This window comes from Luminiphilus syltensis NOR5-1B (assembly GCF_000158175.1).
Classification (GTDB): Bacteria; Pseudomonadota; Gammaproteobacteria; order Pseudomonadales; family Halieaceae; genus Luminiphilus; species Luminiphilus syltensis.
Window position 1 is genome coordinate 298,789 of the sequence record NZ_DS999411.1, and the last position, 19,683, is coordinate 318,471.

Annotated in this window: 17 protein-coding genes and 1 riboswitch; of the genes, 8 read left to right on the forward strand and 9 right to left on the reverse strand. The window is 59.4% G+C overall.

The features are described from left to right. Nucleotides 1-68: 68 nt before the first annotated feature. The 3 genes from sat to NOR51B_RS01325 all read right to left on the reverse strand — a co-directional run bounded on the left by sat (nucleotide 69) and on the right by NOR51B_RS01325 (nucleotide 3,156). Complete coding sequence (sat, locus tag NOR51B_RS01315; RefSeq protein WP_009020689.1) at nucleotides 69-1,256, reverse strand: sulfate adenylyltransferase; 1,188 nt, start codon at nucleotides 1,254-1,256, stop codon at nucleotides 69-71. 19 nt (nucleotides 1,257-1,275) lie between these two features. Then, nucleotides 1,276-1,890: an adenylyl-sulfate kinase gene (gene cysC, locus NOR51B_RS01320; protein ID WP_009020070.1), complete on the reverse strand. Its 615-nt coding sequence runs from the start codon at nucleotides 1,888-1,890 to the stop codon at nucleotides 1,276-1,278. A 168-nt stretch (nucleotides 1,891-2,058) separates the two neighbouring features. Further along, nucleotides 2,059-3,156, reverse strand: a complete 1,098-nt coding sequence (locus NOR51B_RS01325; protein WP_009020041.1) for a sensor domain-containing diguanylate cyclase — start codon at nucleotides 3,154-3,156, stop codon at nucleotides 2,059-2,061. A gap of 123 nt (nucleotides 3,157-3,279) precedes the next feature. Next, nucleotides 3,280-3,426, forward strand: a riboswitch (TPP riboswitch). 37 nt (nucleotides 3,427-3,463) lie between these two features. Between NOR51B_RS01325 and NOR51B_RS01330 the strand changes: the two genes are divergently transcribed. Genes NOR51B_RS01330 through NOR51B_RS01350 form a run of 5 tightly spaced genes read left to right on the forward strand, consistent with a single transcriptional unit; the run spans nucleotide 3,464 to nucleotide 8,212 of the window. Continuing rightward, nucleotides 3,464-5,632, forward strand: coding sequence for a TonB-dependent receptor (locus tag NOR51B_RS01330; protein WP_081443861.1), 2,169 nt, complete (start codon nucleotides 3,464-3,466; stop codon nucleotides 5,630-5,632). Next, the gene (locus NOR51B_RS01335) at nucleotides 5,632-5,895 is read left to right on the forward strand and encodes a YkoF family thiamine/hydroxymethylpyrimidine-binding protein (RefSeq protein ID WP_040481523.1); all 264 of its coding nucleotides are present in this window, start codon (nucleotides 5,632-5,634) and stop codon (nucleotides 5,893-5,895) included. The genes NOR51B_RS01330 and NOR51B_RS01335 overlap by 1 nt, the downstream gene beginning before the upstream one ends. After that, the gene (gene pnuC, locus NOR51B_RS01340) at nucleotides 5,896-6,468 is read left to right on the forward strand and encodes a nicotinamide riboside transporter PnuC (protein ID WP_009021440.1); all 573 of its coding nucleotides are present in this window, start codon (nucleotides 5,896-5,898) and stop codon (nucleotides 6,466-6,468) included. Next, nucleotides 6,435-7,280: a phosphotransferase gene (locus NOR51B_RS01345; RefSeq protein ID WP_009019442.1), complete on the forward strand. Its 846-nt coding sequence runs from the start codon at nucleotides 6,435-6,437 to the stop codon at nucleotides 7,278-7,280. The genes pnuC and NOR51B_RS01345 overlap by 34 nt, the downstream gene beginning before the upstream one ends. Continuing rightward, nucleotides 7,277-8,212: a ketopantoate reductase family protein gene (locus NOR51B_RS01350; protein WP_009019104.1), complete on the forward strand. Its 936-nt coding sequence runs from the start codon at nucleotides 7,277-7,279 to the stop codon at nucleotides 8,210-8,212. Before NOR51B_RS01345 ends, NOR51B_RS01350 begins: the two co-directional genes overlap by 4 nt. A gap of 89 nt (nucleotides 8,213-8,301) precedes the next feature. Here the strand turns inward: NOR51B_RS01350 and NOR51B_RS01355 are convergent, their stop codons facing one another. The 4 genes from NOR51B_RS01355 to ampD all read right to left on the reverse strand — a co-directional run bounded on the left by NOR51B_RS01355 (nucleotide 8,302) and on the right by ampD (nucleotide 12,684). Then, entirely contained in the window at nucleotides 8,302-9,678 is a 1,377-nt protein-coding gene (locus tag NOR51B_RS01355) for a protein kinase domain-containing protein (RefSeq protein ID WP_009019838.1), read from the reverse strand. Between the two features lie 26 nt (nucleotides 9,679-9,704). Then, complete coding sequence (locus tag NOR51B_RS01360; protein WP_009020237.1) at nucleotides 9,705-11,195, reverse strand: sigma-54-dependent transcriptional regulator; 1,491 nt, start codon at nucleotides 11,193-11,195, stop codon at nucleotides 9,705-9,707. A gap of 71 nt (nucleotides 11,196-11,266) precedes the next feature. Next, nucleotides 11,267-12,073 carry a regulatory signaling modulator protein AmpE gene (gene ampE, locus NOR51B_RS01365; protein WP_009020216.1) on the reverse strand — a complete coding sequence of 269 codons (807 nt, stop codon included), beginning with the start codon at nucleotides 12,071-12,073 and terminating at the stop codon, nucleotides 11,267-11,269. Continuing rightward, nucleotides 12,070-12,684 (reverse strand): 1,6-anhydro-N-acetylmuramyl-L-alanine amidase AmpD, encoded by a 615-nt coding sequence (gene ampD / locus NOR51B_RS01370; RefSeq protein ID WP_407635203.1) that lies wholly within the window; start codon nucleotides 12,682-12,684, stop codon nucleotides 12,070-12,072. The genes ampE and ampD overlap by 4 nt, the downstream gene beginning before the upstream one ends. A 95-nt stretch (nucleotides 12,685-12,779) precedes the next feature. Between ampD and nadC the strand changes: the two genes are divergently transcribed. Next, complete coding sequence (gene nadC / locus NOR51B_RS01375; protein WP_050759391.1) at nucleotides 12,780-13,610, forward strand: carboxylating nicotinate-nucleotide diphosphorylase; 831 nt, start codon at nucleotides 12,780-12,782, stop codon at nucleotides 13,608-13,610. A 12-nt stretch (nucleotides 13,611-13,622) separates the two neighbouring features. On the opposite strand, the gene rraA is transcribed toward nadC, so the two are convergent. Both rraA and NOR51B_RS01385 read right to left on the reverse strand, forming a co-directional pair. After that, complete coding sequence (gene rraA, locus NOR51B_RS01380; protein ID WP_009021377.1) at nucleotides 13,623-14,111, reverse strand: ribonuclease E activity regulator RraA; 489 nt, start codon at nucleotides 14,109-14,111, stop codon at nucleotides 13,623-13,625. A gap of 6 nt (nucleotides 14,112-14,117) precedes the next feature. Continuing rightward, on the reverse strand, nucleotides 14,118-15,881 hold the full coding sequence (locus tag NOR51B_RS01385) for an acyl-CoA dehydrogenase (protein WP_009020393.1): 1,764 nt from the start codon (nucleotides 15,879-15,881) through the stop codon (nucleotides 14,118-14,120). 161 nt (nucleotides 15,882-16,042) lie between these two features. On the opposite strand from NOR51B_RS01385, the gene NOR51B_RS01390 reads away from it, so the two are divergent. Together NOR51B_RS01390 and NOR51B_RS01395 are read left to right on the forward strand one after the other, a co-directional pair. Continuing rightward, nucleotides 16,043-17,005, forward strand: a complete 963-nt coding sequence (locus NOR51B_RS01390) for a LysR family transcriptional regulator (RefSeq protein ID WP_009019617.1) — start codon at nucleotides 16,043-16,045, stop codon at nucleotides 17,003-17,005. Nucleotides 17,006-17,263: 258 nt separating this feature from the next. Next, the gene (locus tag NOR51B_RS01395; RefSeq protein WP_009020627.1) at nucleotides 17,264-19,459 is read left to right on the forward strand and encodes a malate synthase G; all 2,196 of its coding nucleotides are present in this window, start codon (nucleotides 17,264-17,266) and stop codon (nucleotides 19,457-19,459) included. Nucleotides 19,460-19,683: the final 224 nt, after the last annotated feature.

Here is a 19,683-nt window from a genome sequence, read left to right on the forward strand (position 1 = left end):
AACGCCCCGTCTACTGATTCCGACGTGGGGGCAACAACCCTCTGCGGAGACGATCACCTAGGTACACCTCATGCCATCGACTGGTAATAATCCATCAGGATCTGGGCAACTTCAGGCCGTGAAAACTCAGGGGGCGGAGCGATTCCCTGACCCAGCATCTCACGAACCCTGGTTCCTGAGAGCAGCACAAAGTCGTCCTTGGTGTGGTCCGGCGCGTCGCGCATCATCACCACTTTGTCCAGCTTCTTGCTGTAGGCCGTATGGTCAGCGCGATAAATTTCAATATCCAGCGCACCGCCCGGGACCTCCTCATCGAATATTGTCTGGGCGTCAAAACCGCCGTAGTAATCACCAACGCCGGCATGGTCCCTGCCGACAATGAGGTGCGTGCAACCGGCATTCTGTCTGAACACCGCGTGCAGCACAGCCTCGCGCGGCCCCGCGTAAAGCATATCGAAGCCATAGCCCGTCACCATTACCGTGTTGGGAGGAAAATAGATTTCGACCATTTTCCTTATGGAGGCATCGCGCACCTCTGCCGGGATATCACCGGGCTTCAGTTTGCCCAGCAACATGTGAATGAGAACGCCGTCGGCATCGAGATCCTGCATGGCCATACGGCACAACTCTTCATGAGCGCGATGCATGGGGTTGCGGGTTTGGAAAGCGACCACGCGCGCCCAGCCCCGCTCGGCAATTTCTTCGCGAAGCGACGCCGCCGTGCGGAAAGTGTCGGGAAAATCCTGCTCAAAATAGGAGTAATTCAATACCTCGATGGGCCCAGAGAGCAGCGTCTGCCCCTGACTGTTGAAGGCGGCAACCCCGGGGTGTTCGGGATCGGAGGTACGGAACACTTTTTCGGTGACCAGTGCCATGTCAGCATCGGAAAGCGTTTCAACTGCCTCGATGGTCATAACGGCCAGCGCCGGGTTTCCAGCGACATTGGGGTCGAGTAAAGCGACTCTGTCTCCGGGAGCACCCTTGAACTGGGGCACCAGGTTCACCACCGGCACTGGCCAAAACAAGCCATCAGCGGTCTTCATATGCTGGGCGACCGACAAAACGTCAGAACGGTTCATATACCCCTTGAGCGGCGTAAAATACCCACCGGCCAGCATCACCGCATTGGCGGCTGCCGCCGATGACAGCATCACCGTGGGTAATTCGGCGGCTTCTTTCAGGAGCGCATCGCGGGCGGCGCCAGTGACAATTCTGGGCTGCAGTTCATCGGCGCCATGGGGCTTGATCAGGGACATGCTAACTCCGTGTAATGGCTCAGCGCAGAACGCCGTGGGTACGTAAATGATCCAGGATTAACTGCACTTCCTGTTCGAGGGTCTGCTCATCGGTGCGCAAATGGACTTCGGGGCGGTCTGGCGCCTCATAGGGGTCGTCGATACCCGTAAAATTCTTGATTTCGCCAGCCCTCGCCTTCTTGTAAAGACCCTTCGGATCGCGGGCCTCGGCGGCATCGAGACTGCAATCGACGTGAACTTCGATAAACGGTAGTCCGGCCGATTCATGTAATTCCCGAACCAAATCGCGATCGGCGCGGTAGGGACTGATAAAGCTGCTCAATACCACCAGGCCGGCATCCACAAACAGCTTGGACACCTCACCCACTCGACGGATGTTCTCGGCGCGGTCGTCAGCACTAAAGCCCAGATTTTTATTGATACCCAGGCGAACATTGTCGCCGTCGAGCCGGTAGCACAGCACACCGGCGTCGTGCAGTACGCCTTCAAGGGCAACGGCGACCGTGCTTTTCCCCGATCCAGAAAGCCCTGTAAACCACAGTGTGGCGCCCGAGTGGCCTAATAATTTGGCACGCTCGGGTCGATTGATCTCGCCCTCGTGCCAGTGAACATTCGTGGCTTTTTGTTCCGTCAATTCAATGCTTCCAATGAAAGTGTAAGGTCTGGTTGGCCGACGCGAAGACTAACCCAATCGCGATGCAAAATCAGCTAGCTATCCCGGCGCTTCGGCCTGTGCTGAGCTCGAACTGAGGGGCCCGATAAGGGCTTTGGCTAGGGCACCCGAAGCGGGCAAAAACCGAACCTAAAGTTCGACATCGGCGTATCGTACCGGCCCATCGTTGGCGTAGAGGCAATTGGCTGCTTCAGTCGCAGTTTCGATGATCATTCGAGCCAGAAGCGTATTGGACTCCGACACCTCTTTATCGACGTTCAGCGTGGTATATCCCGCGCAAGCGACGATTTCGACGACCGCGCCGATACCGTCATCGATCAATGAGCCATTGAGGTCGCTCTGGATACGATTGGCTATTTCGGTCACCATTTTTGGCTCGACATCAACGAGACTGGCAGCGAAGGTTACGGGGCCGAGGCGCGCCATACAATCGGACGCGCGCAGGGTCCCCGACAGGAGCACCGCCACCTGGCGCAGGAAGTGCTCCTGCAAATGCCGCTGCGACAGGTTGCCCATTGACTCAATCCCACACAGCCTGAGAATAACGACCGAAACGCTACCGCTTTTTCGTCGTGCCTTGTCCAGGTCGCGCTCCAGGTCGCGTACGAACCCGGCCCGATTTGAAATATGCGTGGCGGGGTCCAACAGCATCGCTCGCGACGCTCGCTCAATCTTGATCACACGCTGCAGTATGGCGGGAATGAACTCACCAAAATCAGCCATCAACACAGGATCGCCGGTGGCGTTGGTATGTAATTTGGTGTCGCCGCAGTGAAGACTGCCCACCAGAACGCCCCCCTGAACCAGAGGGATGACATACACGTGGTCTGCAACATCGACCCCTCGGATCAAGCCCAGTTCCCGCGACATCTCTGCTTTGACCAGATAGGTTGCCGGGTCATCGGAATGCAGTGAAACCACCTCCACAGAGTCGGGAGTCAGCCTTACGCGCCCTGCGAACTGGGTTTCATCCTCGAGGTACCCGGCGAGATCAGCGATCGGATCATGAATCACTACTTCCACCTTGGCGGAACCAAACATCTCTCCGACACCCAGGAGGAGCGCGTGCAAAAATTCTTCAAAGCTATCCGTGCTTATCAAATGACGGCACAGGATGGAAACCTCTCTCAGCAGATACTGATTGACCTCATAAAAATCCTGGTTATCTTCCAGACTCGGCCCCTCATGGGGTAGACCGACAGTAATTTCCTCTACCGGAGTAGCCACAAATTAACGCTCCTTTTTAGGGTCTTTTATCTCGGGGCTCTTATGGTCTCGAATTCGCCCTCAGGATGACGACCTCACGTTGTCATCATACCTCGATTATTGAAAATATGTTGCGTTATACTGGGAGTTCCTGCGGGGTGGCTGCGGCCTGAGACCCCCCTTGATTGGCGAGAATGCGACGGGAACATCGTACGCACTGCTCTGTCACCAGGGGAACCCGTTGAACCTGAACCGGATAATACCGGCGGAGGGACAGGGCGCTGCAATTCTGCTTGTAGTGACTTTGCCCGCGCCGGGGAGAGTCAACATGTTCGAATCTACACCCATTCAATCGCCAGATCATCGTAATCGCCCCCACACCGCACCGGCGACCTCGTTGACCTTAACCCGGACAACAGTGGCCTCGCTGTTATCACTAGTGCTCGTGGTGCCCGCCCATGCCGAAGACGAGGCGCTCGAGGAGGTCGTCGTATCCGCAGGCCTTATGGCCGAGGATGCCCAGCGCAGTAGTTTTACCCTGATTGATACCGAGATCATGCGACAACGCGCTGCCGAGCATCTGGCTGACGTGCTCTCGGCCGCACCCAACGTCAACTTTGCCAGTGGCGCATCACGCGGGCGATTCCTGCAGATACGAGGCGTGGGCGAACGCAGTCAGTTTGTTGAGCCGCTAAACGCGTCCGTAGCCACCCTGCTCGATGGTATCGACCTGACGGGTCTCGGCGGTGCCGCAACCCTCTTTGACCTCAGCCAGGTAGAAATTCTTCGCGGCCCCCAGGGCACGCTGCTGGGTGCGAATGCCCTGGCAGGTCTGATCAACCTCCGCAGCACACCGGCGGACTCCGGTAAGACGCTGGGTATTGTCACGGGCCTTGAGAACTACGGCGGTCAACGGATCGGCGCGACGCTGGGTGGGCCGATCAATGACGGCACCGCGGTTCGGCTCGCTGTTAACAACTACCGGAGCAATGGAACCATCGACAACACCTGGCTGGGGCGTGACGATACCAACAATATCGACGAAACCACGGTTCGTGCCCAACTCGCCTGGGAGAGTAGTCGCCATCGTATTGACGTGGGCGCCTACCATATCGATGTGGACAATGGTTACGATGCATTTTCCCTCGACAATACGCGCAACACCTTGTCGGATGCGCCGGGAAGTGACCGCCTCACGACCGACGCCCTGCGGCTGCGCTGGACTGGCTTTGGCGACACTATCGAAAAAAGTGTTCAGCTCAGCATGGCTCGCACCGACACCGACTATAGCTACGACGAGGACTGGTCCTTTGTCGGTATTGCGCCGGGCTGGGAGTATTCGTCCTTCGACCGCTACCGGCGTGACCGGGATATGTTCAGTCTCGAGGGCCGAGCCCGTTCAACGGATAACAGCGCCACTCAATGGGTCGCCGGAGTTTATATCCGGGAGGAGGATGAATCTCTGCGCCGCGACTACACCTATCTGGCTGGACCCTTTACCAGCGATCTCGATATTTCAACCGCCGCGATATTTGGCCAGGTCGACCAGACCCTCACTCCCGAGCTGAGCATCTTCATTGGCGCCCGTCTGGAGCAACGACGCACCGACTACGCCGACAGCGCGGCAATCGACGAAGGCATTGACGACAATTTGTGGAGTGGCCGGATGGGGCTCGAGTGGGCACCCAACCCCGAAAACCGGGTGTATGTGGCCCTCGCCCGAGGTGTGCGTGCCGGGGGTGTCAATGCCAGTCTGCTGGCGAGCATTGAAGCTATCGAGCCGCCACCCTCCGAGGACTTATCGTCCACTTTTGGATTTTTCGACGAGGAGTCCCTGCTGAGTACCGAAATTGGCTGGCATTTCACCGCCGCCGACGGACAACTGTCATCGACCCTGACCGCCTTCCATATGCAGCGTCGCGATCAGCAGGCGAGGGGCTCACTGGTTATCCCCCGAGAAGACGGCAGCACCGCCTTCATCGATTACACCGATAACGCAGCAGAAGGTACCAATCAGGGTATCGAGTGGGAGGGCCGCTGGACGCCCAATGCGGACTGGTCGCTGGCGGCGGCACTGGGATTGCTCGATGCCACCTTTGATGACTACACCAGTGCCACCGGAGAGGATTTGAGCGGCCGCGACCAGCCCCAGGCGCCGAGCTATCAATATCGACTTGCCGCCGACTGGCGTGCTACCAACACCTTGTCTCTGGGGCTGGAGCTCACCGGCATGGACGACTACCTGTTCTCGGATCGCCACGAAGTTCGCTCCGAGGAACGACTGTTACTCAACGGTCATATCGGCTGGCAAAGGGGCGGCGTGACGCTGCGCTTGTGGGGCAGGAATCTGAGCAACGAGACCTACACCGTCCGCGGCTTCGGCACCTTTGGTAACGACCCGCGAAAGGAATATGCGCTCGAGCCCTATTACCAGTTTGGCGAGCCACGGATGTTTGGTTTAACCCTTGAGTACGATTTCCTCCATGGAGAAACCTGATGCGCATGACAGCAGAACTTAGCCTTTATCCCCTGAGCGAGAACTACGAGGCCATCGTGCTCTCATTCATCGACAGGCTACTTGAGCAGCAACCGGTGAGCGCTGTGACCAACTCGATGAGCACGCAGGTCACCGGTGAAAGCGCAGCGGTGTTTTCCGCGATTCAAGCGGCGCTCGAAGCGAGCTATGCCACTTTTGGCAAACAGGTACTGGTCGCCAAGTTTATTCCCGAACACTTCGTGGATATCGAGCCGGCCGGGTAAATGCTGATCGAAGCCTGGCTGGAGCCCGCAGCATCGGCGCTTGCGCTGGCTTACCTCGTGCTGGCCATTAGAGAGCGACGATCCTGCTTTCTCGTCGCCATTGCCAGCGCCGGCCTGTACATTGTTATTTTCTGGCGCGCGTCGTTGCTCATGGAATCCGCCCTGCAGTGGGTCTATATCGCGGTATCCCTGTACGGATGGAAGCAATGGGGCAGTGATGCAGGCAAGGACAGACTTCCGGTAACAACGAAACCCTGGCGCTGGCATCTGGTGGCGCTCGCCAGTATCGCCGTGCTCGCCGGTGTTTCCGGTGGGCTACTGACGCGCTATACGTCAGCAGCCCTCCCGTTCCTCGATGCCACAACGACCATCGCCGCGGTCCTGGCCACCTGGATGGTGGCACGCAAAATACTCGAAAACTGGCTTTACTGGATCGCTATCGACCTGCTTTCCATTTACCTTTACCTGTCCCGCGGGCTGGACCTTACCGCGGCATTGTTTGCAGGCTACGTCGTTTTGGCGGCGGTGGGATATTGGCAGTGGCGAAAACACCTAGCGAATCACAGCGTTTAGCACTTGAATCGGTACTTGATCGGTGGGCGGACTGGGACGTGCAACCACCCCTGACACACCGGCCGCAGATAACTGAGATCCTGGGCGTGGGCACGGCAAACCTGGTGGTCGGAGCCTCAGGATCCGGTGAATTCGCTATTCGCATGCCCGATTCGACCGACACACCTACTGGCATCGACGTCTCGACGTCCTTCATTGCACATCGACACGCCGCAGGCCTCGGCATCGCACCCCCCGTGGTCTACACCTGCGAAGACACGGGTATTTGGGTGATGGCGCGCTGCCAGCCGCCGCCCTTTCCCATCAACGAAGAGCAGCTGGGCGGCCTACTCAAATCAGTCCGCGCCCTTCCCCCGCTCAACCATCAGCTGGACCTGGCCGCCCACCTCGATAACTACCAAACCGCCAGTGGGGGTCCGGAGATCAGAGCACTGTTGACCGCGTGGCGGCCCCCACTTGACCGAGCCCTGGAGCGCCTTAACCAATACCCTCAGGTACCCTGTCATAACGACTTAACACCGGGCAATGTGCTTATGGCAGCCGGCGGCGGATGGGTCGCCATCGACTGGGACTATGCGGCGATGGGCTCGCCCTGGTTCGATCTCGCGGCGGCACTGGCGGAGCGACCCAACCTGAAATCCGAACCCCTCATCCGGGCGGCGGGGCTGGATGCCACCGATCGTCTGTCGCTCTCAGACGCACTGGCAATCTATACCGCACTCAGCTTCCTCTGGTATTCCTCGCTAGGGCAGCGCCCACCCGAACCCTACACCCAGGATCGGGTCCAGCATTACCTGAGGCGCGTGCGATGACGGTTCATTGGCATGTTGCCGGCGCCGGCGCCATTGGCGGCTATTTCGCCCACCAGTTACGTCGCTACGGTTGCGATGTGACACTGCTCACCCATCGGCCTAGCGACGGGACCAGGGCGCTCACGCTTGAGACCGGGGAGAACATTGAAACCCTGTTGTTTCCCGAGTGCCCCATCGGCCAGTCGGGCAGGATTGACCACCTGTTAATCACCACCAAGGCTTTCCAGGTCACGGAAGTCTTCGATGCCCTGGTGTCTGCGCTGGCGCCCGATGCCACGGTCCTGATCATGGTCAATGGCCTGAGCTGGCTGCAATCAATCGAGACGACGAGACACCCTGTTCAGGTGTGTGCCGGTACCACCACCACGGGCTGTTATCGCAGCAACCGGGACCATATTCACCGTGCCGGGCTCGGCGCCACACAGGTGGGTCATTTAAGTGCCCATAAGGCGATGATGGAGAAACCGCCGCCGGGCATCGCCGAGCTTCTGAGGAGTACACCGGACAGTTACTGGTCCACCGATATCCGTAGCATTCTCTTCAACAAGCTCGCCATCAATTGCGCCATCAACCCATTGACCGCGTTGTACAACGTTAACAATGGGGGCTTGCTCGAGGGCAGCCTGAACGATGAATTTCACTCGGTTATCGAAGAAACCCGTACTATTTTCAGCGCCCTTGGGTACACCGGTGTCGCCACCGATCTGGGTCAAAAAGCAATCACCGTGGCCCGGCAAACCGCCGCCAATACATCATCGATGTGCGCCGACTTCAACGCCCGCCGACGCAGTGAACTCGAGGATATTCTGGGCTACCTGCTCGACACCCTAAAGCCCGAAGCCGCAAGCGAAGTGGATACCCCGCACCTTGATCAACTCCTTTTTGCATTGCGGGAAAAGGAAGCTCCATACGCGAAACGCCCAACCCCATGATCTTGAGCTATCGCTTGTGGTGGGCGTTGGTCGGGTTTGTAGAGCAGACTCGATGGCGCGCATGTCGCCATCGGCGGGGTCGACGCCCTTTAGCGTTCATGGCGGCTCGCTGTATCCATTAAATCGGTGATCGCCGCCGTCCAGAGCATTGCCGACGTTTCCTGATCGACCGTGCTCTGGTGCCAATGGACCGGGCCGTAGCCGCGATGCTCAGCACTGAGCTGGCAGCTCGAGCGATCACAGGTGAGCGAAAGCGCCAGCTGTTCATCCCGGCCGTCGCTGTCGACACGCCAATGCGCCTGCGCAGCCGTGGTCGCCATCTGCAGTAGCGTCTCCTCGGTAATCAACGGCGCCGACAACCCCCGCTCCGCAATTTGCCAGTCGGCAACCGTAATGAAAACGCTTCGCTGCAGGCTCTCGACCGCCATAAACCCGGCCACGGCAAGCGCGGGTAACAACAGCCACAGGCGATGATGCCATCGCGCCCATCGTCCAAGCCCCCCAACCGGCGCGTCAAACTTGCCCTCGGCGGGTGCGCGACTCGGTTCACTGCCTGCGAACTTTTTCGCGGTAGCGGGGTTCTGGGTTGAACCAGGGGTGCCAATACCCGCTGCTGGTATTCCTGGCGCGAGAGACTGGGTCGAACCCGGCGAACGCCCTGGGGCGACCGGTATCGCACCCGTTTTTCCCACGGCCAGCAGTGTCTGTTCGATACGGCTCAAAGAAGGTCGCTGGGACGGATTGGGGGTAACCATGGCCTCAGCGCTGCGCCAGAGTCGGCGATGCGCCACATCCAGATCGAGTGGTGGACTGGGTATATGGGTGACCAATGCCCCGCCAAAGCGCCCCAGTACTTTGGGTGGGTCGCCCGAGATCATCCAGATAATCAGCGCTCCGAGCGCGAAGACGTCCATCGATGGCTCCGCCAATTGCCGTGCACGATGCTCGGGTGCCTGAAACCCCTCGGTACCTGCGCCCATCACCGGCTTGCCCAATGGGGTGATCAGCCCAAAATCAATGAGCTGTGCCCCGCCATTGGTGTCAATAACCACATTGCCTGGCGCCAGATCACCATGCAGCAGGCCCTCCATGTGGAGCGCGTCCAACTGCCGCAGAAGTTCGATAACCCAGTCAAGCTGGCGTTCGACGGGAAGGCCTCCACGGTCGACCAGGCTTTGGCCCTCCACAAAGCGCGAGATTACCCAGACCGCTCTGCGCCTGACCACGACCGCGTGCACCGTGGGTACCAGGGGGCTATTGATTTGGGCGAGCAGGCTAAGGGATTGCATCAGCACCGGTTGATCGCGAGCAATACCACCGGACGAGTAACACTTGGCCACCACATCGCGCTCGAGTAGCGGATCATAGGCTCGCCAGCATTCACCTTCGCCCCCTGAACCGAGACGGGCAACCGCCTTATAGGGGCGCGGTAAGCGGAAGGAGCGGCTGAACCGTTTTGGTATCACCAGTGCTCAACCATTTCCGCAATAACCTAGGGTTTCAGTGACTTCAAACGTGCTTTGAGCGCCGAGGCAGAAACCTCAAGATGCCGACTGAGCGTCCGCTCGTCGCGCCCCCACCGAGCAACGCTCTCACGTAATTCATCGTCTGAAATATCATCGGCAAGGCGCAAGTCGGGGTGGGCGCGAATCCGACGGTACAGCGTTGGCCGACTCATCCCCAGAGCGCGCGCGGTTGCAGCCACCTCGAATTCACTCGCGCGGTGTACCTCCGCCAGACGATCGTCACCAACATCGGTAACAAAATCGGTTGTTGGCTCGTGAATCTGCCACTGCCCGTTCTGAATACGGCCCGCGGCATCAAGCAACTCGCGATCGCAGGCATTGATCAGCTCCCTGATATTGCCGGGCCACCGCTCGAGTAACCAGTCGAAGAAGCGTCCTGCCCAATAGGCCGCAACCCGAGGGTCTTCGACCGCGGCAGCCAGCAGAGCGGCTCCCTGCTCGGAGGACAGTAATCGACCCCGCGCGATAACGCCGATGTCTTCGAGTCTTGAGCGCAGGGGCGGCACCTCCAGTGTCACTCCGGCGAGGCGATGCTTCAGCGCCGCGCGAAAGCCCGACTCCGCACTGGTATCGGCATCAGTGGCCGCGACAATGCGCACATCGACCACTTCCGGTCGCCCGCCCACAACCTGCACTTCGCCGGTTTGCAGCGCCCGCAACAGTTGCGTCTGGATTTGTGGTGCGGTGTCGCCGATTTCATCGAGAAATAAAGTGCCCTTGTGCGCATCGCGAAAAAAACCCGAACGCGGCTGTGCACCGGTGAAAGCCCCCTTGGTGCTGCCAAAGAGCTCAGCCGCTGCCAGTCCCTCGGAGATGGCCGTCATATTGATCGCCACCAGCCGCTCATCGGCGCGGGGACTGAATCGGTGCACCGCGCCGGCAACAAGCTCTTTGCCCACACCCGATTCTCCGAGAACGAGCACCGGTAGATGCGACCGTGCCGCACTGAAAATGAGCTGCCTCAACTGACGCACCTCCTCGGACGTACCGGGATAGGCATCCTCATCGATCGATGTGCCATACACTGCAGGCGCACTAGCAGCCTGTCGCAAAAGAATCACCACACCGTGACCCAAACGGACCGGCACACCGACGGCTAACTGGGCGTGATCGACCAGCACCTCGGTCGCCCTATCCGCCCCGATACGGCAGTCTGCGCTCTCGGAGGCCACGCTGATCAGCAACCCTGCCGGTTTAAACGACAGAGTGAGCGCACGGCGGCTGACATGCGGATCTCCAATGGGCAGGCCGTCGCTGAAGTCCGGTACTGCCCGGCCAATAGCGTGCTTGTCCCGCGGGGACGGCCAACGCTCCGCAGGCCACGACAACAGCGCGGCGCGGGCACCGATTCGGGTGAAGTCCGGATGGAAAACCAGGGTGGCCCAGAGTGTCTGACGGTCGTCCTCACCACCATTCTCGGTTCTAAGGGCAGGTCGGGTTTTACCAGTTGACTTCATGGTGATGGACGTGAAAGCGGTTTAAGGGAAGAAAGAACGTCGGTTCATTATCGGCGCTTATCACTGCTTCTTCAGGCGATGATGGCCAGTATCGATATCACAACAACCCAAACCGTCATCGATCTCCGGGTCGCGTCCTGAACCACCGTTACCTGCCCCGCCGGGTCAGCTTCGTTATCGACATCAAAGGCCGCTTCCGCCGCCAAAAACAGAAGCTCGTCGGTCTCGATATCCGGATCAAGGGCGTACTCGGTCAGCACTGGTCTGACCCGATCAAAGCGTCCGATGATCGCGAAGGTCAGTAACAGCATGCGCGATGGCAACCAGTCTGCGAGATGGCGCAGAGAGCCGACGGGCACCCGCCGGTCATTAACGCTCAATTGCATTAACCGGTAGGCGACGGCACCGAGGGGCCCCAACAACAAAAAATAAAATACTGGCGGAAACCAGCGCTGATAGGCCTCATAGAGGGTTGCCCGTGCCGCTACCCGTGCAAACTCATCAATCCCGTCGGCTTCGGATTCAATACCGGCTTCAGTGAGCACCCAGGCCGCGCCCTCGTTGTCGCCATTCCGGGCGCGCGCGAGGAACCGTTCGAGCAGCGTGGGCAGGTCATTCCGACCAAATGAAAAAAACAGGGCTGGGGTACCGAGCAACAACATTGCCGCGTCGCCGAACACGCCGTCCACGATGGCATACAGCACGGCAAAACCGACACAGGGTGCAACCACCATCAAGAAAAAGCCGAACCACAGGTCAGGCTCAAGGGCATCCACCCGCGCCTGTAGCGAGCGAAACCAGCCGTCGCTGTGCAAGGGACCGCCGGGACCCAACAGCACCAAAAATCCGGTGGCAACAATAAATGCCAGATAACTCACGTCGCTCTCCCCTGCTGGGACCGCTCAAGGCGTAACTGCGCCCAGAGCTTTGGCCAGTCAAACGCGGGTCCGGGATCCGTCTTACGCCCCGGCGCAATATCCGAATGGCCAACAATAGCATCCGCGGCTATGGAGGGGTATTCGCGTTGCAAGAGATCGATCAGCTGGACCAGAACCGCATATTGCTCCTCAGCGTAAGGCTCGTCGTCGGTCCCCTCGAGCTCGATGCCAATACTGAAATCATTGCAATTGCCACGGCCGCACCATTCGGAATGCCCGGCATGCCAGGCGCGGTCATCGGTAGCCACATATTGGGTCAGTTCACCGCCGCGGCTGATAAGAAAATGCGAGGACACCCGCAAATCGCAGATTTCGGCGAAATAGGGATGCACCGCTGGATCCAGGCAATTGGTAAACAGGGCATTGATGTAGCCCCCACCAAACTCACCGGGTGGTAGTGAAATATTGTGCACCACAATCAAATTGGGCTCGGCTTCAGCGGGACGGGCATTATAATTGGGCGATACGACGTGGTGCGCTGAAGGAATCCAGCCCTGTATCAGGGTGTATGTTGTGTCTGCAGTGTGTCTCACCCGCGCAGTGTATCTCACGGCAGTATCTCCCGTGAGGTGACGCACTGCCCAACTGACGCCAAAGTCGCCAGCCCGCAGTGAGTGCCGGGGCGGTGCTGAATAGGGGAAACTTTGTGACTCTGGACCCTCACTACATAAAACAACTGGTGCAGGTCGCCCTTGACGAGGATGTCGGCAGTGGCGATGTGACCGCCGGGCTGATCGGCGCTGACACCCAGGCGACCGCGACCGTGATTACCCGGGAACCGGGGGTGCTTTGTGGTTCTGCATTGGTGGATGCGACCTTTGCCGCGGTCGACCCCACATTGACGGTGAACTGGTTTAAAGCCGACGGGGATAGCCTGGCGGCCGACGACCGGCTCTTTAGCGTGTCGGGGCCAGCACGCGGAATCCTCACCGGGGAGCGAACTGCCCTTAATTTCCTCCAGTTATTATCGGGAACCGCGACCCGCTGCCGCGCCTACGCTGACCTTGTCGCCGACACTCCGGTGCGCCTGCTCGACACCCGAAAGACACTTCCGGGCCTGCGACTGGCGCAGAAATATGCCGTTACCCAGGGCGGCTGCCACAACCACCGAATCGGCCTGTTCGATGCCTTCCTGATCAAGGAAAACCACATCGCCGCCTGTGGTGGGATTCCCCAGGCGGTTGCCGAAGCGCGGCGCCAGGCACCGGGAAAACCGGTTGAAGTGGAAGTAGAGAGTCTCGGCGAGCTGGAAATTGCCCTGGAGGCTCAGGCCGACCGCATCATGCTGGACAATTTTTCGCTGGACGCCATGCGTGAGGCCGTGGCGATGAACGCAGGCCGCGCCGAATTGGAAGCCTCGGGCAATGTCAACGAAACCACGCTGCCCGCCATCGCCGCGACCGGGGTCGACTTTATCTCGATCGGCGCTCTGACCAAGTCGGTAACACCGCTGGATTTATCCCTGCGACTCAGCTAGCCGGGCATCGATTCAGCCGTGAATCGGACCGGCGCTGACCAGCACGCCATTGCGGTCGGCATAAATCCAGTGCCCGGGGGACACCGTGATGCCCCGCCACTCCAGCGAAATATCGCGGTCACCGCGATCGCGTTTTTCGGTTTTTCGGGGGCACACCCCAAGGGAGTAGACCCCGATATCGATGTCGTCAATAACCTCGACATCGCGCACGGCACCGATAACGATCACACCGGCCCAGCCGTTGTCGCCGGCTTTCCGGGCCAGTCGGTCTCCCAAGAGCGATCGGTCGAGCGAGCCCTGGCCATCCACCAGCAGAACGCGCCCTTCCCCGGCTTCGGCAACCGCCTCGGCGACCCGTGAGTTGTCCTCAAAACAGGCGACGGTGGACGCGGGGCCACCGAAAATCACGCGCCTGCCGAAACGCTGCCACTGAAAGGGCAGCACCTGGGCGACCGGACAATCATCCGACAGGTCGGGCGTGGCGAAGTTACTTACCGCCATGGAGATTTACAGCCAACCCACCGGATACTGCTCGAGGGTGGACGCGGAATCGATGATCGCGCCGCGATGCCCCACACAGCGCGGCAGAATATTGGCCCCATAAAAAGCGGCGGTGGCGATCTTGCATTCGCAAAATTCCGACTGTTCTCCGGCGGCCAGCTTCTTGCCGGCCACCAGCGCCGATCGAGCCAGCTGCCAGCCTCCGAACAGGTAGCCCGTCTGCATCATGTAATCAAAGGACCCGCCCATGGCCCGGAAGGTGCTGTCGCTCAGGGCGCTCAGCAAATACTGGGTGGTTTCGACGTGATCCGCCAATGCGCTTTCCAGTGCACCGCCCAGGGTGTTTAGCGCCGGATTATCAGCCGCTTTTAACGCCTCGACCGTGTCGCGAATTTCCTGCTGCACCGCCTCCATGGTCGCCCCACCATCGCGACCCACCTTGCGATTCAAAAGGTCCGCCGCCTGGATACCATTGGTGCCCTCGTAAATCGACGCGATGCGCACATCGCGCATGTATTGGGCTGCGCCGGTCTCTTCAACATAGCCCATGCCACCGTGCACCTGAACGCCATTGGAGGTGACCTCGAGACCCACTTCGGTGAGCCAGCCTTTGATCACGGGAATCATCAGATCAATGCGGCGCTGGTTCGGCGTTCGCGCCTCCTCCGGCCCGTAATGGGCGAGATCCATGGTCACCGCCTCAGAAAACGCCAGCGCTCGCATCGCCTCGTTGAGCGCGCGCATGGTCAGCAGCATGCGCTTGACGTCGGCGTGCTCGATGATAGGCACCCCACCCTGAACCCGCTCGCGGGCATAGTCTACCGCCTGCTGATAGGCACCTTCGGACGTCCCGAGCCCCTGCAGACCCACCTTGAGTCGCGCCTCATTCATCATAGTGAACATGCAGGCGAGGCCGTTGTTTTCTTCGCCCACCAGATAACCGATGGCGCCGTCATTATCGCCATAGGCCATGACGCAAGTGGGACTGCCATGGATACCCAGCTTGTGCTCGACCGAAACCGGATAAACGTCGTTTCGCGCACCCAATGATCCATCGTCGTTAACCAAAAATTTGGGGACGAGGAACAGGGAAATCCCGCGTGACCCTTCTGGGGCATCAGGCAGTCGCGCCAGTACGAGATGGATGATGTTTTCGTTGGCGTCGTGGTCACCCCAGGTAATGTAAATCTTCTGGCCGAAAATCCGATAGTGATCACCCTCGCGCTCGGCCCGGGTTTTCATTGGCCCGAGATCGGAACCGGCACCGGATTCGGTGAGGTTCATGGTTCCCGACCATTCGCCGGAATTGATTCGGCTCAGGTACTTTTCCTTGAGTTCATCGCTGCCGTGGGCGGCAATCGCCAGCGCCGCGCCACTGCTCAGGAAGGGACCGAGGGCAAAAGCCATATCGGCGCTGTTCCACATTTCGTGCGAGGCGGTGCCGTAAAGTTCGGGGAGCGCCTGCCCACCGTACTCCGCGTCGGCGGTAATGCCCACCCAGCCACCGTCACCAAGACCACGTAATACTTCGGCGTATCCGGGTGAGATCGTGACTTTGCCATCGGCGCAGGTCGCGGGATGAGTATCGCCGCCCCGACGCAGCGGCGCCAGCGCATCGCTGGCAAATTTACTGGCTTCATCCAGAAGCGCTGTGGTGAGGTCGGGACCCAATCCGTGCTCAGCAAACCGGGGCAGCGAGCCCAGTGTGTTCTCGATGTCGATAACGTCATCGATGAGAAACTGCATATCTTCGAGGGGGGCCTTGTACATGGCGTCGCTCCGGTTCGTGATCGCTTGTGTGATTGCTGGTATTGCGGCGCGAACTTTAACGCAAATGGACGCTGTCGCGAACCGAAACACGATCCAGTGGCTTCTATTCCACCACTGAACTAGCGTAAATTGCGGGAAAGCTTTTTGGGGAGAGCTTAACCGTGGCGAATCTGAATCGCATCGATCTTAATTTACTGGTCTATCTCGACGCGTTGCTCGCCGAGTGCAATGTGACCCAGGCCGCACACCAGCTGGGCTTGTCCCAGCCGGCCATGAGTAACGGGCTCAGACGTCTGCGGGATGTGTTTGACGATCCGCTGCTGGTGCGAACGTCTGATGGCATGACGCCCACGGCCCGCGCCCTTGAGCTGCAGCCACAGGTGCGCAATATCCTCATGGGGGTTGACCGGGCCATCCAACCCGCCACCGACTTTGATCCCGAGGGTGCGGAGCGGGTTTTCCGGATTATGGCCAGCGATTACGCCGAATCAACGCTGTTCCCCGCGGTGCTGCGACGCCTGCGTGAAAAGGCGCCGGGGCTCACGCTGGATATTATGACGCCCTCGGACGTGAGCTTTCTCGACGTCGAGCGAGGCAAAGTGGATCTGGTTATTAACCGTTTCGACCAGATGCCCCAGTCGTTTCATCAGATTACCCTCTGGCAGGACAGCTTCTCCTGCCTGATGAGCCCTGAAAACCCGATACTGGAGCGATTCGATCTTGAGACCTACCTCAAGGCCGACCATATCTGGGTAAGCAAGACCGGTATGGGGGTTGGCGTGGGGGTCAATCCCGATGACGTTCAACGCCTCGGCTGGGTCGATCTGGCCCTCGCCGAATTGGGGCGCAAGCGTCACATTCGCGTGTTCACGCGGCATTATCAGGCAGCGATGACCCTGGCCGAGCACAACGACCTCATTGTTACCCTGCCCTCCCGTGCTACCTGGTTAAAGCGGGATAATCCTCGCGTTGTGGTGCGCGATGTGCCCTTTAACGTGCCCGAACTCGAGCTGAAGATGGCCTGGAGCCCGCTTCTCCAGCACAATGGGGCCCACCGTTGGGTGCGCCAGCTCATCACCCAAACGGCGCGAAACCTCGGCCCTGAGGGGTGGATCCCCGAGTAATCGGGTATCCACGGCTGCGGCATTCCTTTTCATCCCCTCGTTTTGCCGTAGCGATATCGCTGCTCGGCAGCCAGTATCGGGTGGGGATTCGAGTATCGGCTCTACATTCACCAAATAAATAGCATAGATCATTATCATTTCTGGTTCTTATATAGAGGATCGCTGACAATAGCGTTTTGAGTATGGCTTCACCCTTCACAGGGGGTGCTAGTGCGGCCAGCGCCGCTGCCGAACGCGGCGACCAATAGGAGAAGCAGAATGTCCGAACGAATCGAATGCGCAGGGTTGCAGGTAGACACCCGGCTGCATGACCTGCTGGTGAATGAGATTGCGCCGGGTACGGGGGTGGAGCCCTCCGTCTTCTGGCAGGGGCTCGCCGATATCGTCAACGAACTCGGCCCGCGAAACCGGGAACTGCTGCAAATCCGGGACGACCTGCAGCGCAAAATCGATGACTGGCACCGGGCGAATCCGGGGACTGATTTTGACCGGGCCGAGTACAAGGCCTTTTTACAGGACGTCGGTTATTTACTGCCCGAGCCTGCAAGCGTCGCCGTCACCACCGACAACGTCGACGACGAAATCGCGCGCATTGCCGGGCCGCAATTGGTGGTTCCCGTCATGAACGCTCGTTATGCCCTCAACGCCGCCAATGCCCGCTGGGGCAGCCTGTACGACGCGCTGTATGGCACCGATGCCATCGGCGAGGAAGACGGTGCCGAGCGCGGGGGGGCCTACAATCCGGTGCGCGGTGGCAAGGTCATCGCCTGGGCGCGACGCTTTCTCGACAAACACTTTCCGCTCGATGGCGGCGCCCATGCCGAAGCCGCAGCGTATTCGGTGGCAGATGGCGCGCTGGCCATCACGCAACAAGACGGCAGTGCTGCGACGCTTTTGGAGGGCACCCAATTTGTGGGCTACACCGGCGAAGCTGCGGCGCCTGAGAGCATTCTGCTCAAGCACAACGGCCTGCATGTGGAAATCCAGATCGACCCTGAGCATCCCGTGGGAAAAACGGACACCGCGGGCGTCAAGGACTTATGCATCGAAGCGGCCATCACAACGATTCAGGATTGCGAGGACTCCGTCGCCGCGGTTGATGCCGAGGACAAGGTGCTGGTGTATCGCAACTGGCTGGGGCTGATGAAAGGCGACCTCAGCGAGACCGTGACCAAAGGGGGTAAGTCCCATACCCGCACACTACACCCGGATCGGGAGTTCACCGCTGCCAACGGCTCAACCCTGACATTACACGGACGCAGCGTGATGTTTGTGCGCAACGTCGGCCATTTGATGACCAACCCGGCGATTCTCGATGCCGAAGGCAATGAAATTCCCGAAGGCCTGATGGATGCGATGTTCACAGTACTCTGCTCGGTCCACGACCTGAAGCACACGGGCACCGTCAGGAACTCGCAGACCGGCAGCATTTACATCGTTAAACCGAAAATGCACGGCCCCGACGAGGTGAGCCTCGCCGTCGATCTTTTTTCTCGGGTAGAGGATGCGTTCGGTTTGCCGCGCAACACCATCAAGATGGGCATCATGGATGAAGAGCGGCGAACCACGATCAACCTCGCCGAATGCATTAACCGGGCACGCGAGCGGGTAGTGTTTATCAATACCGGCTTTTTGGACCGCACCGGGGACGAGATCCACACCAGTATGCAAGCCGGTGCGATGACCGCCAAAAGCGCCATGAAGTCCGAGACCTGGATCAACGCCTACGAAAAGTGGAACGTGGATGTGGGCCTCGCCTGCGGGCTGCAGGATCACGCCCAGATCGGCAAGGGCATGTGGGCCATGCCCGACAAGATGGCAGAGATGCTCAAGACCAAAATCGGCCACCCCGAAGCCGGCGCCAACTGCGCCTGGGTGCCCTCACCTACAGCCGCCGTGCTGCACGCCACCCACTACCACGATGTCGACGTATCGGCCGTTCAGCGAGCGCTTGGCGGAAAGCATCGCGCGACCGTCGCGGAGATTCTCGACGTGCCGCTGAAAGGCGCCGGCAATCTCGACGCCGAGGGCATCCAGCGCGAACTCGACAACAACGCCCAGGGCATCCTCGGCTATGTCGTGCGCTGGGTCGACCAGGGTGTGGGCTGCTCCAAGGTGCCTGACATCAATGACGTAGGCCTGATGGAAGACAGGGCGACGCTGCGTATTTCCAGCCAGTACATTGCCAATTGGTTGCACCATGGGCTGGTCACCGAAGCGCAGGTGCGGGAGACGCTCGAGCGCATGGCGGCGGTGGTGGACGAACAGAATGCCGGCGACCCGGCTTATCAGCCGATGGCGCCTGAGTTTACAGCCAGCGTGGCGTTTCAGGCGGCGTGTGATTTGGTATTTGAGGGGATGGCGCAGCCGAGTGGGTATACGGAGCCGGTGTTGCATCGGAGGAGGAGGGAGGCGAAGCTGCAATCCGCTTTTTCGCGTTTTCCCGACAGATAAGAGTTCTGAACCGGGCAACCACTTAAAACATCTGATTGCTTAGGTCCTGAGGTATCCGTAAAAATGCCGCGAAAATAGTCAACATTGAGAACGTAGCGGCGTACAATTTCTAAAGGACCTCTACTCTTCAATAGTCGGCCTATCGCTATCGCATTTAGTTCCCCTAAAATGATGGCAATTTTGATGCCGATTTATAATACGCTCAACGAATACTCCCACATCCC

What these genes read in the sequence shown, in the direction of transcription:
- rraA (WP_009021377.1), bottom strand. Translation starts at nt 14,111, where the DNA reads ATGGCGGTAAGTAACTTCGCCACGCCCGACCTGTCGGATGATTGTCCG.
- NOR51B_RS01385 (WP_009020393.1), bottom strand. Translation starts at nt 15,881, where the DNA reads ATGTACAAGGCCCCCCTCGAAGATATGCAGTTTCTCATCGATGACGTT.
- NOR51B_RS01330 (WP_081443861.1), top strand. Translation starts at nt 3,464, where the DNA reads ATGTTCGAATCTACACCCATTCAATCGCCAGATCATCGTAATCGCCCC.
- NOR51B_RS01360 (WP_009020237.1), bottom strand. Translation starts at nt 11,195, where the DNA reads ATGAAGTCAACTGGTAAAACCCGACCTGCCCTTAGAACCGAGAATGGT.
- sat (WP_009020689.1), bottom strand. Translation starts at nt 1,256, where the DNA reads ATGTCCCTGATCAAGCCCCATGGCGCCGATGAACTGCAGCCCAGAATT.
- NOR51B_RS01350 (WP_009019104.1), top strand. Translation starts at nt 7,277, where the DNA reads ATGACGGTTCATTGGCATGTTGCCGGCGCCGGCGCCATTGGCGGCTAT.
- NOR51B_RS01395 (WP_009020627.1), top strand. Translation starts at nt 17,264, where the DNA reads ATGTCCGAACGAATCGAATGCGCAGGGTTGCAGGTAGACACCCGGCTG.
- NOR51B_RS01335 (WP_040481523.1), top strand. Translation starts at nt 5,632, where the DNA reads ATGCGCATGACAGCAGAACTTAGCCTTTATCCCCTGAGCGAGAACTAC.
- pnuC (WP_009021440.1), top strand. Translation starts at nt 5,896, where the DNA reads ATGCTGATCGAAGCCTGGCTGGAGCCCGCAGCATCGGCGCTTGCGCTG.